The organism is Chitinimonas prasina (genome assembly GCF_030160395.1).
Lineage (GTDB): Bacteria > Pseudomonadota > Gammaproteobacteria > Burkholderiales > Chitinimonadaceae > Chitinimonas > Chitinimonas prasina.
Map to the genome: position 1 here is coordinate 96405 of NZ_BSOG01000004.1, position 14064 is coordinate 110468.

11 protein-coding genes are annotated in these 14064 nt (G+C 61.4%); 10 read left to right on the plus strand and 1 reads right to left on the minus strand.

All coding sequences use genetic code 11. The annotated features are described in order from the left end of the window. Positions 1 to 2 precede the first annotated feature (2 nt). From QQK16_RS15535 to QQK16_RS15570, 8 genes are all read left to right on the plus strand, one after another. Positions 3 to 893 carry a MinD/ParA family ATP-binding protein gene (locus QQK16_RS15535; protein WP_284197393.1) on the plus strand — a complete coding sequence of 297 codons (891 nt, stop codon included), beginning with the start codon at positions 3 to 5 and terminating at the stop codon, positions 891 to 893. 348 nt (positions 894 to 1241) lie between these two features. Continuing rightward, entirely contained in the window at positions 1242 to 1988 is a 747-nt protein-coding gene (locus tag QQK16_RS15540; RefSeq protein ID WP_284197394.1) for an RNA polymerase sigma factor FliA, read from the plus strand. 75 nt (positions 1989 to 2063) lie between these two features. Continuing rightward, a complete protein-coding gene (locus QQK16_RS15545) occupies positions 2064 to 2804 on the plus strand; it encodes a flagellar motor protein (protein ID WP_284197395.1) in 741 nt (246 codons plus the stop codon). Between the two features lie 122 nt (positions 2805 to 2926). Then, complete coding sequence (locus QQK16_RS15550) at positions 2927 to 3670, plus strand: lysophospholipid acyltransferase family protein (RefSeq protein WP_284197396.1); 744 nt, start codon at positions 2927 to 2929, stop codon at positions 3668 to 3670. Between the two features lie 11 nt (positions 3671 to 3681). Beyond that, positions 3682 to 4608: an isoaspartyl peptidase/L-asparaginase family protein gene (locus QQK16_RS15555; RefSeq protein ID WP_284197397.1), complete on the plus strand. Its 927-nt coding sequence runs from the start codon at positions 3682 to 3684 to the stop codon at positions 4606 to 4608. Between the two features lie 271 nt (positions 4609 to 4879). Then, the gene (locus QQK16_RS15560; protein ID WP_284197398.1) at positions 4880 to 7327 is read left to right on the plus strand and encodes a DNA translocase FtsK; all 2448 of its coding nucleotides are present in this window, start codon (positions 4880 to 4882) and stop codon (positions 7325 to 7327) included. Between the two features lie 352 nt (positions 7328 to 7679). Further along, positions 7680 to 8564 carry a sensor histidine kinase gene (locus tag QQK16_RS15565; RefSeq protein WP_284197399.1) on the plus strand — a complete coding sequence of 295 codons (885 nt, stop codon included), beginning with the start codon at positions 7680 to 7682 and terminating at the stop codon, positions 8562 to 8564. A 134-nt stretch (positions 8565 to 8698) separates the two neighbouring features. Beyond that, complete coding sequence (locus QQK16_RS15570; protein ID WP_284197400.1) at positions 8699 to 9478, plus strand: LytR/AlgR family response regulator transcription factor; 780 nt, start codon at positions 8699 to 8701, stop codon at positions 9476 to 9478. 47 nt (positions 9479 to 9525) lie between these two features. On the opposite strand, the gene QQK16_RS15575 is transcribed toward QQK16_RS15570, so the two are convergent. Then, the gene (locus QQK16_RS15575; protein WP_284197401.1) at positions 9526 to 9999 is read right to left on the minus strand and encodes a nuclear transport factor 2 family protein; all 474 of its coding nucleotides are present in this window, start codon (positions 9997 to 9999) and stop codon (positions 9526 to 9528) included. 99 nt (positions 10000 to 10098) lie between these two features. Here QQK16_RS15575 and QQK16_RS15580 point away from each other — a divergent pair, with 99 nt between their 5' ends. Both QQK16_RS15580 and alaS read left to right on the plus strand, forming a co-directional pair. After that, positions 10099 to 11067, plus strand: a complete 969-nt coding sequence (locus QQK16_RS15580) for a GlxA family transcriptional regulator (RefSeq protein WP_284197402.1) — start codon at positions 10099 to 10101, stop codon at positions 11065 to 11067. Between the two features lie 173 nt (positions 11068 to 11240). Then, positions 11241 to 13859 (plus strand): alanine--tRNA ligase, encoded by a 2619-nt coding sequence (gene alaS / locus QQK16_RS15585; protein WP_284197403.1) that lies wholly within the window; start codon positions 11241 to 11243, stop codon positions 13857 to 13859. Positions 13860 to 14064 lie beyond the last annotated feature (205 nt).

The following is a 14064-nucleotide window of genomic DNA, read 5'->3' on the forward strand; positions in this document are numbered from 1 at the left end:
CCATGGATAGGCTCAACAATATCGTTACCACAGTGGCAGCCGACCAGGCAGCCAGCTTGCGCAAGCTGGTCGGCGGGCCAGGCGGTCGGGCCGTGGCCCTTACCGGTGGCAGCGGCACGGGTGTGACCACGCTGGCGCTCAACCTGGCTGCCGCGATATCGGCACAGGATATGCGGGTCCTGCTGCTGGATGAGGACGACAGCCGCCACAACGCCATCAACCGACTGCAACTGCGCCAGCGCTATGCCTTCGAGCACGCCGCTGGGCGCGAGGTCCGGCTGGATGAACTGCTTCTTTCCGCTCCCGGTTTCGAGCTGATGCCCATCAAGCTGTCTGCCCCCCTGACCGGTCACCTGCCCCCTGGCCGCGCCAACCAACTGGCCGACGAGTACGACTCCCTGGTCGCCCGGATAGACTGGGTGCTGGTTGATGCCCGCCCGGTTGCCGACGACAACGCCCCTGGCTTGGCTTTGTCGGCTGACGAGGTCATCGTCGTCATCACCCCCTCGGGTGAGTCGATCACGGCCGCCTATGCCGCCATCAAGCGCTTGCATACCGAGTATGGCCGCCGTGATTTCCGCCTGCTGGCCAACCGGGTACGTACGCTGGACACCGCCATGGCCCTGTTCAAGCGGGTCAAGGAAGTCGCTGGCCGCTATCTGGATGTCAAGATGAAGCTGGTCGGTTTTGTCCCGGAGGACGAGCAACTGGCTCGTGCAGACAAGCTGGGCCAACCGGTAGCCCATGCCTTCCCACAAAGCGAAGCCAGCATCGCCTTCGCCCAGTTAGCTGCCGCCATGCGGCGCTGGCCCCGCAAACCGGGCAGTGCAGACAGGGAGAACCTGCTCTACCGCGCACTGGATGTCAGCCGCCGGCTGAGCAGCCTGCGCTAGCGCAACCGCCATCTCCTCGCCGGGCAAGCAAGCCACCGGCCGTATTGGTATATCGGCATGTGTCACCAGTGTTCAAGCGCCATCATCAAGTACCTCAATGACTTGCGCATGGCCCGCCACACCTCGCCCGCCAAGCCGGTTGCCAGCCTCCCGGGCTTGTCGTAAGTTTCGTTCCAAAGGCACCCGCGCCAGCAAAGCCGGCACTGGGCCTAAAGCCCATGAGGTGCCAGCCGGCTGCTCCATATAATTCAACAAAGCGCACGTCAGCTGTTAATCTTGGATTGCCACATTGGCAAACCGGCCAGCGTGGCGCATAAAGAAGCCATACCCTCCCACCTGATGTCGAGCATGCCCACGTCCCGCGCCATTGGTGCTTATCAGAAACACGCCACCGATCCGGTGGAAGAGCGCGTCAACAACTTTGCCCCGCTGGTCAAAAAACTGGCCTACCACCTGGTTGCCAGGCTGCCCGCCAGCGTGGAAGTGGATGACCTGATACAGGCCGGACTGATCGGCCTGATGGATGCTGCCCGTAACTTCGACCCAACCGCGGGGGTGTTGTTCGAGACCTATGCCACCCAGCGCATACGCGGTGCCATGCTGGACGAACTGCGCGAGGCCGACTGGCTGCCAAGGCAGCTACGCCGATCCATGCGCGATATCGAGGCAGCGCTGGTCAAGCTGGAGCACAAGCTTGGACGTGCCGCCAATGAGTCCGAAGTGGCGGATGCCATGAACCTGCCCCTGGCAGACTACCAGGAGCTGCTGGCCGATTGCCGGGGCCATCAGTTGATCTATTACGACGACCATGACAGCGAAGACGACAGCCGCAGCGCGCTGGACTCCATGGCGGCAGACCACAAGTCCGACCCGCTGAATGAGATAGATGACAACGCCTTCCGGCAGGTACTCATCGATGGCATAGCCAACCTGCCGGAGCGGGAGAAAATGGTCATGGCTCTCTACTATGAGCAGGAGCTGAACCTCAAGGAAATTGGCGCCGTACTGAATGTCTCAGAATCCCGCGTCTGCCAGTTGCACAGCCAGGCAGTCGCCCGTTTGCGGGTCAAGCTGCGCGATTGGACACAGAAGTAACCATGGCGTCACCAAGCAAGGCGCAATCTGCTATAAACGGCAGCAAACCAGATCACACAGAGATTACCCGTTCACATGGATAGACTGAGCATAATCGGTATCCTCCTCGGCATTGCAGCCATCGTTGGCGGGCAGGTGCTGGAGGGCGGCCAGATTTCTTCGCTGCTGCAGGTCACCGCCCTGTTGATCGTCATGGGTGGCACCATGGGTGCGGTACTGCTGCAAAGCAGCGCCGCCAGCTTTATAGGTGGCGTCAAGATGCTGCGCTGGGTCGTGGCACCACCGCTGGTGGAACTGGAACCCTGGGTCAAGTCCATGGTGTCCTGGAGCAACACCGCCCGCCGAGGCGGCCTTCTGGCGCTGGAAACCCCCTTGATGAACGAGAAGGACCCCTTCATCAAGCGTGCCCTGCAAATGCTGGTCGACGGTGCAGAACCCGAGGCCATACGGCATACCATGGAACTGGAAATCACCGCCTACGAGGAAAAGCACCGCGCGGCTGCAAAAATCTGGGAATCGGCTGGCGGCTATGCCCCCACCATAGGCATTCTGGGCGCCGTCATGGGCCTGATCCATGTCATGGAAAACCTGACCGACCCCGCCAAGCTGGGTTCGGGCATCGCGGTTGCCTTTGTCGCCACCATATACGGCGTGGGCTCGGCCAACCTGTTCTTCCTACCCATAGGCAACAAGCTCAAGCAGGTGATCGCCAGCGAGGTCAAGCGACGCGAACTGGTCACCGAAGGCCTGGTTGCCATCGCCCATGGCGAGAACCCGCGCATCATCGAAAGCAAGCTGCGCGGCTTCCTGGTCTAAGCCGTGCGGCGGCCATGCCTCCCGCCCCTCCGTAAGGCCCAGCTCGCCAGCCTGGCTGGCGCACCCATGCCTGCCAACCACACCCCTGGCCCTGGCTGGCTGGGCACACGGCTGACTACGTCATGATTGCCCTGTTGCGCCTGCTCTGGCGCGTACTGGCCATATTGGATTTCGTCCTATATACCCCCGTACTGCTGCTGTTGGCACAGCTGCCGCATGGTCTGATCCGGCGCATCTATCCACCGTTCTTCCATGCCTGGTGCCGCGCCTTTGTCCGCGCCCTGGGGGTGGAGCTGCGTTTGCACCAGCATTACCGTGGTCAACTGCCCAGGCACTATGTGCTGATTGCCAACCATCCCTCCGCCTTCGAGGATATCGGCATCCCCGCCCTGTTTCCGGTCCGCTCGCTGGCCAAGGCCGAAGTCGCCGATTGGTGGATAGTAGGCCGGGTCGCTGTCGCAGCAGGAACCCTGTTCGTCAAACGGGAATCGTCCGATTCGCGCAAGGCTGCTACCCAAGCCCTGATCGATGCCGCCCGCAGCGGTAGCTGCCTGGCGCTCTATCCCGAAGGCGGCTGCAAGGGTAGGCGCTTGGGTGGGCGTTTTTTCAGCGGCGCCTTCATCGCCAGCTTCGAGAGCGGCACCCCCATCGTGCCGGTGTTCCTGCACTACCAGGCCCAAGAGGCATTCGAGTGGGCCGACCAGCACCTTTTGTCGAAACTCTGGCAAATCGCCAGGTCGCCCAATCCCCGGGCCGACTACCATGTATTTGAACCCATAGACCCACGCAATTTCGACACCCCAGAGAGCATGAAGGACCATGCCTACCGGCTATACCAAGGCTGGCAGAAGCGTTTTCTGGAATAGCCGCCCCTGCCATGCCCATAGCCCTCGCCCTACACGGCGGCGCCGGCACCATACGCGCCGCCGACCTGACACCCGAGCTGGAAGCCGAGCTGATGGCCGGCCTGAGCGCCGCGCTGGATAGCGGCCTCAGCATCCTGCACGCCGGTGGCGCCGCCCTGGATGCCGTACAGGCTACTGTCACCGTCCTCGAAGACCATCCGCTGTTCAACGCAGGCCGGGGTGCGGTGTTCAATGACCAGGGTTTTATCGAGATGGAAGCCGCCATCATGGACGGCGCACTCCGTACGGCCGGCAGCGTCACCGGCGTCAGGCGCACCCGCAATCCGGTACAACTGGCGCGCCTGGTCATGGCCCATACCCCTCATGTCACACTGGGCTTCGAAGCTGCCGATGCCTTCGCAGCAAAGATGGGCCTGCCCCAGGCGGCCCCTGAATACTTCCACACCAGCAAGCGCTGGGATGCCCTGCAGTCCGAGCTGGCCCGGCTCAGGGCAGGTGGTAGCGATGCCGACGTAAGCGAGCAGGTGAAGCACGGAACAGTAGGCGCCGTAGCGCTGGATTCGGCTGGCCACCTGGCTGCAGCCACTTCTACCGGTGGCCGCACCGCCAAGATGGCAGGCCGTATAGGCGATACCCCGGTCATCGGCGCCGGCACCTGGGCGGACGACCTGGTAGCGGTATCGGGCACCGGCCACGGCGAGAGCTTCATACGCTGCTGTGCCGCCCACGAAGTCGCCAGCCGGATGCGCTACATGGGTCAACCGCTGAGCGATGCCTGTGATGAAGTGGTGTATGGCCAGTTGCTGGAGTTGGGTGGCAGTGGTGGCCTGATCGCGGTGGATTGGGAAGGCCATGTGACCCTGCCCTTCAACTGCGAAGGTATGTACCGCGCCGCCGTGGATGCCAGCGGCGAGCGCATAATCGCCATCTACCGTTAATATCAACCCCTAGCATGGCCATGCGGACTGCCAGCTTGTTGCGGGAATGGCATGTCTGGTCCCTGGGCTGATGGGCTATACATCGCCAGTTCGTGCCAACCAAAACCTCTTATGGTGTGGCGCTTGCTGGGTCTTGGCCGCGTTGCCGCCTGGCCTGAAGGTGTACATGGCAAGCGACAGAGTGTGAATAGGGCGCACTGCGCATCCGCATTCCTCCGTCATCAAATCCACCACGCTATAATCGCCCTCGATTCCCTTGCAGGCTGCATCCATGCTGTTCCAACGTCGCCCCAAGAACGCCCCCAACCCCGCCAAGCGTGAAGGCACGCCCTTGCCACCCCAGATCACGGCCGTATTGCGTGAGAGCTGGTGGTTGGCGGCGGTGGTAGCCGGCATCTATCTGGTTATCATCCTGGCCAGCTACAGCCCGGCCGACCCTGGCTGGTCACATGCGGCCAGCGATGCGGTAGTGCGCAACAAGGGCGGCGCCTTTGGCGCCTGGCTGGCCGACGTTTTGCTCTATCTGTTCGGTTTCTCCGCCTGGTGGTGGGTGGTGTTCTGCCTGGCCGCCATCCTGTGGGGCTATCGCCGGCTGGAGAAGGTGGAACACAACCACCGCCTGGCCTTTGTTGCCATCAGCGGCTATCTGCTGCTCATCCTCTCCAGCTGCAGCCTGGAGGCCTTGCGCCTCAATACCTGGCAGATAGACCTGCCCTATGTACCCGGCGGCATGCTGGGCCTGGCCCTGGGTGGGTGGTTGTTTCACGCGCTGGGTTTCAGCGGTGCCACGCTGATATTGCTCACCTGCTTTGGCATAGGGGTGTCCCTGTTTGCCGGCGTTTCCTGGCTGGATCTGATGGAGAAACTGGGCGGCTGGATAGAAACCGCAGGGCTACGCCTGTTCAATATCTGGCAGGCCCGGCAGGATCGCAAGATAGGCGAGGAAGCCGCCATCGCCCGAGAAGCACGCGTCACCGTCGAGAAGCAGCGTTTCGAAGATGCACCAGCCCTGCGGATTGAAGAACCACTGCTGGAGATTGCACCATCCAAGGCCGTATTGAAGGAAATCGAACAGGAACAGAAGGCCCAGGAGAAGGCCAAGCAGGCCGAGGCCCAGCCTTCGCTGTTCAGCAAGGAGGAACTCCCGCCCTGGGATGAAGCCACAACGGCACCGGCTGGCGTCAAACAAAAGACCGTCAGCAAGAAGACCCCGGCCCTGGTAAGCAGCAATCGCGCCGAGCTACCCAGCATTACCCTGCTGTCGCCACCACCACCTACACAGGAAGTCGTCAGCCACGAGACCATCGAATACACCTCGCGCCTGATCGAACGCAAGCTGGCCGAATTCGGCGTCGAGGTCAAAGTGGTGGCCGCCTATCCCGGCCCCGTGATCACGCGCTACGAGATCGAACCGGCGGTGGGGGTCAAGGGCTCGCAGATCGTCAATCTGATCAAGGACCTGGCCCGCGCCCTGTCACTGGTCAGCATACGGGTGGTCGAAACAATTCCGGGCAAGACCTATATGGGCCTGGAACTGCCCAACCCCAAGCGCCAGATTGTGCGGCTGTCCGAAATACTCGGCTCGCAGCCCTATCATGATTCGTCCTCGCTGCTCAGCATGGCCATGGGTAAGGATATCTCGGGCAAGCCGGTAGTCACCGACCTGGCCAAGGCGCCTCACATGCTGGTGGCAGGCACGACCGGCTCGGGTAAGTCGGTAGCCATGAACGCCATCATCCTGTCCTTCCTCTACAAAGCCACGCCAGAGGAAGTACGCCTGATCATGGTCGACCCGAAAATGCTGGAACTCAGCATCTACGAGGGTATCCCCCACCTGCTGGCCCCGGTGGTGACCGATATGAAGCATGCTGCCAACGCGCTCAACTGGTGCGTGGCCGAGATGGAAAAACGCTATCGCCTGATGAGCGCCATGGGTGTTCGTAACCTGGCGGGCTTCAACCAAAAGGTCAAGGAGGCCGAAAAGCGCGGCGAAAAGCTGACCAACCCCTTCAGCCTGACCCCGGACAGCCCGGAGCCCTTGGAGCCGCTGCCGTTGATCGTTGTACTGATAGACGAGTTGGCCGACCTGATGATGGTGGCTGGCAAGCAGGTTGAACAGTTGATCGCCCGCCTGGCACAAAAGGCACGGGCTGCCGGCGTACACCTGATACTGGCTACTCAGCGCCCCTCAGTGGATGTCATCACCGGCCTGATCAAGGCCAACATTCCCACCCGCTGCGCCTTCCAGGTATCCAGCAAGATAGACAGCCGCACCATCCTGGATCAGATGGGTGCAGAAAGCCTGCTGGGCCAGGGTGACGGCCTGTTCCTGCCGCCCGGCACCGGCTACCCGCAGCGCATACATGGCGCCTTTGTGGCCGACGAAGAAGTCCACGCCGTGGTGGAGTTCCTCAAATCCCAGGGCGAGCCTAACTATATCGAAGGCATACTGACCGGCCAGGTCGAGGGCGCAGAAGGCGGCACAGGGGAGTTTAGCCTGGGCGGTGGTGAGGGCGGAGAAGGCGACGATATGTATGATCAGGCCGTGGCCTTCGTGCTCAAGAGCCGCAAGGCCTCCATTTCGTCGGTACAGCGGCAACTGCGCATAGGCTACAACCGGGCAGCCAGGCTGATCGAGCAGATGGAGCAGGCGGGGCTGGTCAGCCCCATGGAAACCAACGGCAACCGCACCGTTTTGGTGCCTGCTCGGGAAGACTAAGAGCGGCTAACAACCCCAGCGTAGCGGTTCTGGCTAGGCGTGCGAGCGCTGGCGCGCGCAGCAGACAGTACGTGGATACGGCAAGCTCGCACAACAACGCCAGTAGGGTTTTGTCAGCCGCTCTAAGCAGGATCATCCCCTAGATGGGGGATAATCCTTGCTGCATTCTATCCGGCATAACTGCAAACCATGCCGCGCAGGCTGCCAAACATCCCTGCAGCATCGCCGGCTTTACGCCACTGCATTACCTTGGGCACATGGCGAGGCAATACTCGCCCGACCAGTGTTAAACGCCCACGGAGCAGGCCTTATGAATCTTCCCAACGAGAACACAACAACGATGAAAGACTCGATGCGCGAGATTTGGCAACTGACTGTCAAACTATGGTGGCAGTTCTTCGACTGGCTCGCCGTCGTTCCCAAGAAGACCCTGGCACTCAGCATGCTGATGGTGCTGATCATCTGCCGCATGCTGTTCAACGAAGCTGGCGCACTGATACCCATCTTCGCGATCTTGATCCTGATACGGGTTCTGGCGGGCGGCAAGCGGCGCGCCGAGTTGACGGCTGATGCCGCCAACAAGCGGGCGGACACCGAGCAACTGGAGCGCAATCTGCTGGAAGCAAGGATGGAAGCCCTGCAGGCACAGATCGAGCCGCACTTCCTGTTCAATACCTTGGCCAGCATAGACCAGTTGATCCAGACCGATCCGCCGCGCGCCTCACGCATGCAGCAATCATTGATACGTTATCTGCGCTACGCCATGCCGCAGATGCGCGAAGGTAGTCGGCCTAACCTGGGCCAGCAGACTGCACTGTCCAGCGCCTTCCTGGAAATCATGGCTATCCGTATGGAAGGCCGCCTGCAACCCGAGGTACTGGTGCCCGATGGTCTCAAGTCGGCGGTGTTCCCCTCCATGATGCTGCAGACCCTGGTTGAAAATGCCATCAAGCATGGCCTGGAACCCAAGGCCGAAGGTGGGCGGCTGGAGATCAAGGCGGAGATTCGCGATGGTCTGCTGGAAGTCAGCGTCACCGATTCCGGCCTGGGCTTCGCCCCCAAGGGCGCAGGGGGTGTCGGGCTGGCCAATATCCGGGAGCGCCTCAAGGTGTTGTACGGCAACAAGGCCGAACTGGTGATACTGGTACCACTGGACGGCGGCACCCGCGCCACCATCCGCGTGCCTTACGAGGTAGCGCCACAACAGGTTGCACCGGTACGCAGCGAAGGCAGCTGAACCCACTCGCCAGCGTGTGGCAAATCCATCGCCAGCGCTGACGTACCCCCCAACAGGTCGGCAATCATGTCGGCCTGTGCTATTTTTCACGCCATCTGCCTTCCAGAACAAAACCAGGACCAGAGGAAACCCACGTGAGCCACAAAGCCGCCCCGACCGCCGTGATCGCCGATGACGAAAGGCTGATGCGCGAACAGATCGTCTCCCGCCTCAAGGAGGCCTGGCCTGAACTGGTCATCGTCGGCGAAGCCACCAATGGGCTGGAAGCCGTAGCCATGGCGCGCGCGCAAGAGCCTGATATTGTCTTTCTGGATATCCGCATGCCGGAACTGGACGGTATCGGTGCTGCCCGCGCCTTGCTGGGGCAATGTCATGTGGTGTTTGTCACTGCTTACGATCAGTACGCCATCACGGCCTTCGAGCAAGGTGCAGTGGACTACCTGCTCAAGCCAGCAGACCCAGAGCGCCTCAAGCTCACCTGCCAGCGATTGCAGGAACGCCTGGCCAAGAACGAGGAAGAGCCCAACGATATGGACGTGCTGCTGGACCAGCTATCCCGTCGACTGGGCGGCGAAGGCAAGTCGCGTGACTATTTGCGCTGGATACAGGCCAGCGTAGGCAACAGCATACGGATGATCAGCACCCGCGAGATCCTGTTCTTCCGGGCCGAGGACAAATACACCCGGGTGCAGACCGAGGGCTTCGAGGCATTGATACGCAAACCCATCAAGGAGCTGGCCGACGAGTTGGACCCCGATGAGTTCTGGCAGATACACCGTGCCATTCTGGTACGGGTAGACGCCATCGACCAGGTCAGCCGCGATTTTCGTGGCCAGCAGATCGTGCAGATGAAGGGCAATAACGAAAAGCTGGAAGTCAGCCGCAGCTTCAACAATCTGTTCAAGCAGATGTAGCCGGCAGCTCCGGGGCCATCATGCTGCCCCGGGGGCCATTTTGATTATCAGTTAGCCCGCTTGCGCTGATAGGCCGCCAAGCCTGCCAGCGCCTGCTTGCGTATTGCCCCTTGCACCGGTGGCAGCCACCCCAGCAACACCCCCTTGCCACCCAGCGCCATGCGCGACCAGCGCCATAGATCAAAGACATCGCGGTGCCGCACGATCAGGCCATCCCTGAACTCGAAGCTGGCCCGGATATCATTCACCACCATGCGGCCTGTCTGACTGAACTCATAGCGGGCAATCCAGTGTGCGCTGCCGCCATGGTCATCGGCCACCACCTCATCGAACTGCAGTGAAAACTGCTTGGCACGGCTGCAAAGCATGCGCCACATATCGCCTGCATCCCGCCCCCGCAGGCCGATGAATACCGGGTCGTCGAATACCACATCCGGGTGATAGCAAGCAGCCATGGCCTCGGCATCCAGATGCTGAAAAGCCTGGTAAAAGCGTTGTATCAGTGCGGCATGGGGGTGCATGGGCTGGCTCCGTTGGGTGGTAGGCATGCCTGCATGATGGACTGTCCTGACACGAAAAGACAATGGCGATAAAGCCAATAAATATGTCATTATCGCCAAATGTCTGCCAGCCCCACGCTAAACATAGTCCTGCCTCTCTGCTCTCAGGTTGCCGCCGGCAGCCTGCTGCCCGCAGAGGACTGCTTTCTGCTGGCCAACAAACTGGCGCAAGCGCCCTTGTTTCATCTGCGTCGGGTGACCGTGGACGGGCAGCCCCTGCAACTCGCTGGCCTGACCATCAACAATCCGGCCGGTCCATCAGCTTTGGCCAATGCCGACCTGGTGCTGATTCCCGGCCTGGGCCAGCAGCCTGATCTGACGGAACCCCAGCTGGCTAACATGGCAACCCAGCTGCAAGCAGACCGGGACGGCCCCACCAAGCTTGCCAGCCTTTGCAGCGGTGCCTTTCTGCTGGCGGCCACGGGCAGGCTGGATGGCCGCCGTGCCACCACCCACTGGGCCCTGGCCAGCCGCTTCAGGCAAGCCTATCCCCGGGTCAAGCTCGACATCAGCGCCCTGCATACCGAGGATGGCGGGCTGTATTGCTCGGGCGGCGCCCATGCTGGCCTGGATCTTTGCCTGCACCTGATCGCCGAACATACCGGCCCTGCGCTGGCGCGGCAGGTGGCCAACGCCCTGGTCATAGACTGGCCCCGCCAGTCGCAAGCCGCCTATAGCGGCCTGCAGCTCGACACCCGCCATGGCGACACCGCCGTGGCCAAGGTGCAAGCCTGGCTGCACCGGCACTACGCCCAGGCAATCAGGCTTGAAGACCTGGCAGCCGAAGCCCATCTCAGCCCCCGTACCCTGCTGCGCCGCTTCAAGCAGGCTACCGGTGAGACACCCATAGGCTATCTGCAGCAACTGCGTATCGATGCCGCCAAGCGGCTGCTGGAAACCAGCAGCCTAAATGTGGATCAGATCATGGCCGCCGTGGGCTACGAGGACAGAGCCAGCTTTGGTCAATTGTTCAAGACGCTTGCCGCCTGCAGCCCGCAGCAATACCGCTTGCGGGTCCGCCCCGGCTGATGCAGTCGCGGCCTGGCCTAGTGCTTGGCCAAGCGGCAAACCGCCGCCTTGGCTGCATGCAGGCTAACCCTATTGCCGCATCGCAACATCTGCCGCGCAGCTTACGCAACGGCCCTGGGTTTCGGGCATAATTGACGGCTATTTACCGACTTCCCGCACGGAACCAACACCTCATGCGTACCGCAGAAATCCGTCAGAAATTCCTCGGCTTCTTTGAGAGCAAGAACCACCAGGTGGTTGCCTCCAGCCCACTGGTGCCTGGCAACGACCCCACCATCATGTTCACCGTGGCGGGCATGGTGCAGTTCAAGGATGTGTTCCTGGGCAATGAGAAGCGCAGCTATACCCGCGCCACCACCAGCCAGAAATGCCTGCGTGCCGGTGGCAAGCACAACGATCTGGAGAACGTGGGTTATACCGCCCGCCACCATACTTTCTTCGAAATGCTGGGTAATTTCAGCTTCGGCGATTACTTCAAGCGCGATGCCATCACCTATGCCTGGGAGTTTCTGACCAGCCCGGCCTGGCTGGGCCTGCCCAAGGAAAAACTGATGGTAACGGTCTACGCCACCGATGACGAGGCCTACAAGATCTGGAACGAGGAAGTCGGTCTTCCGCCCGAGCGCATCGTCCGCATCGGCGACAACAAGGGTGCACCCTACGCCAGTGACAACTTCTGGACCATGGGCGATACCGGCCCCTGCGGCCCTTGCACCGAGATATTCTACGATCACGGCGCGGATGTGGCTGGCGGCCCACCCGGAAGCCCCGATGAAGACGGCGATCGCTTCATGGAGATCTGGAACAATGTGTTCATGCAGTTCAACCGCGACGAAAGCGGCACACTGCACCCGTTGCCCAAGCCCTCGGTCGATACCGGCATGGGCCTGGAACGCCTCTCCACTGTGTTGCAGCACGTCAAATCCAACTACGAAACCGACATCCTCTCCAGCCTGGTGCGGGCTGCCGCACGCGAAACCGGCGTGCCTTACAGCCAGGACGTGCCTTCGCTGAAGGTCATTGCCGACCATATCCGCGCCTGTACCTTCCTGGTGGCCGACGGCGTGTTGCCATCCAACGAAGGCCGTGGCTATGTGCTGCGCCGCATCGTCCGCCGCGCCATACGCCATGGCTACAAGCTGGGCCAAAAAGGCCTGTTCTTCCACAAGCTGGTGTCCGATGTCGCTGCCACCATGGGCGATGCCTATCCGCAGTTGCTTGCCGATCAGGATCGCATCGTTGCTGCCCTGCGGCACGAGGAAGAGCAATTTGCCCGTACCCTGGATATCGGCATGGCACTGCTGGAAAAGTCGCTGGAAGGTGGCAAGAACCAGCTGGACGGCAAGACCGCCTTTACCCTGCACAGCACCTACGGCTTCCCTATCGACCTGACCGCAGATGTCTGCCGCGAGCGCAATGTGCAAGTCGATATGGCCGGCTATGAGCGGGAACTGGCCGAAGAGCAGGAGCGTGGCCGTGCCGCCGGCAAGTTCAATGCCGCTGCCAATGTCGAATACAGTGGCGCCGACACCGCCTTCGAGGGCTATGACAAAAGCCGCAGCGAGGCCAAGGTGCTGGCCCTTTACAAGGACGGCGCCGCCGTCGCAGCCTTGCAGGCTGGCGATGAAGGCGTGGTGGTGCTCGACAATACCGCCTTCTATGCAGAAGGCGGCGGCCAGGTGGGCGATACCGGCAAGCTGACTGCCGGCAACAATGTCTTTGAGGTAACCGACACCCAGAAGGTGAAGGCAGCCGTATTCGGCCACCAAGGCAAGCTCAGCAGCGGCAGCCTGAAGCTGGGCGATACCGTGCTGGCCAGCATCGACACCGACAAACGCCTGGCGACCGCACGCAACCACTCCGCGACCCATTTGCTGCATGCTGCACTGCGCAGCGTGCTGGGCACCCATGTGCAACAAAAGGGGTCGCTGGTGAACAGCGAACGCACCCGTTTTGACTTCGCCCATACCCAGGCAGTCACAGCCGAAGAAATCGCCCGCATCGAAGCCTTGGTAAACCAGGAAATCGCCGCCAACAATGCAGTTTCCGCCACCATCATGAAGCAGGACGATGCCTTGAAGGCCGGCGCCATGGCGTTGTTCGGCGAGAAGTACGGCGATGAAGTGCGCGTGCTGAAAATGGGTGAATTCTCCACCGAGCTTTGCGGCGGCACCCATGTGCAGCGTACAGGTGACATCGGCTTCTTCAAGATTGTTGCTGAAGGCGGCGTAGCGGCGGGCATTCGACGAGTTGAAGCCGTGACTGGCGCTGGCGCGCTGGCCTATGTTCAAGGACTGGAGCGCGAGGTAAAGAGCGCTACCCAGTTGGTGGGCGCGCAGCCAGGCGACCTGCTGGGCAAGCTGGAGAAACTGCAGGCCGAGCAAAAGGCACTGGAGAAGGAACTGGCCAAGCTCAAGGGCAAGCTGGCTTCCAGCGCGGGCGACAGCCTGGCCGACCAAGCCATCGAGGTCAACGGCATCAAGGTGTTGGCGGCTGCAGTAGAAGGCGCCGACAGCAATGCCCTGCGCGAGATGCTGGACAAGTTGAAGGACAAACTGGGCAGTGCCGCCATCGTGCTGGCCTCTGTCAGCGAGGGCAAGGTAGCGCTGGCAGCAGGTGTGACGGCGGACCTGACTGGCCGCGTCAAGGCAGGCGAACTGGTGAACTTTGTGGCCCAGCAAGTCGGTGGCAAGGGTGGCGGCCGCCCTGACATGGCCATGGCCGGCGGCACCAACCCTGCCGGCTTGCCTGCGGCGCTTGCGGGCGTGGCAGCGTGGGTACAGGCCAAGTAAACCTGAACTTCATCCAGCAAAAAAGCCGGCTTATGCCGGCTTTTTTGCTGGTACATCCAAGTTAACGGCGGCGAACCCAATTGCCAGAAACCTGCTTCGCCAAGCAAGACTTTGCCGGGGCAAAGAATGATAAAAAGTATGCGTTTGATATTTAATGATAAATTCTTATCTAGCGGCGCTAGCATTGCACGGTAAACAAGGCATT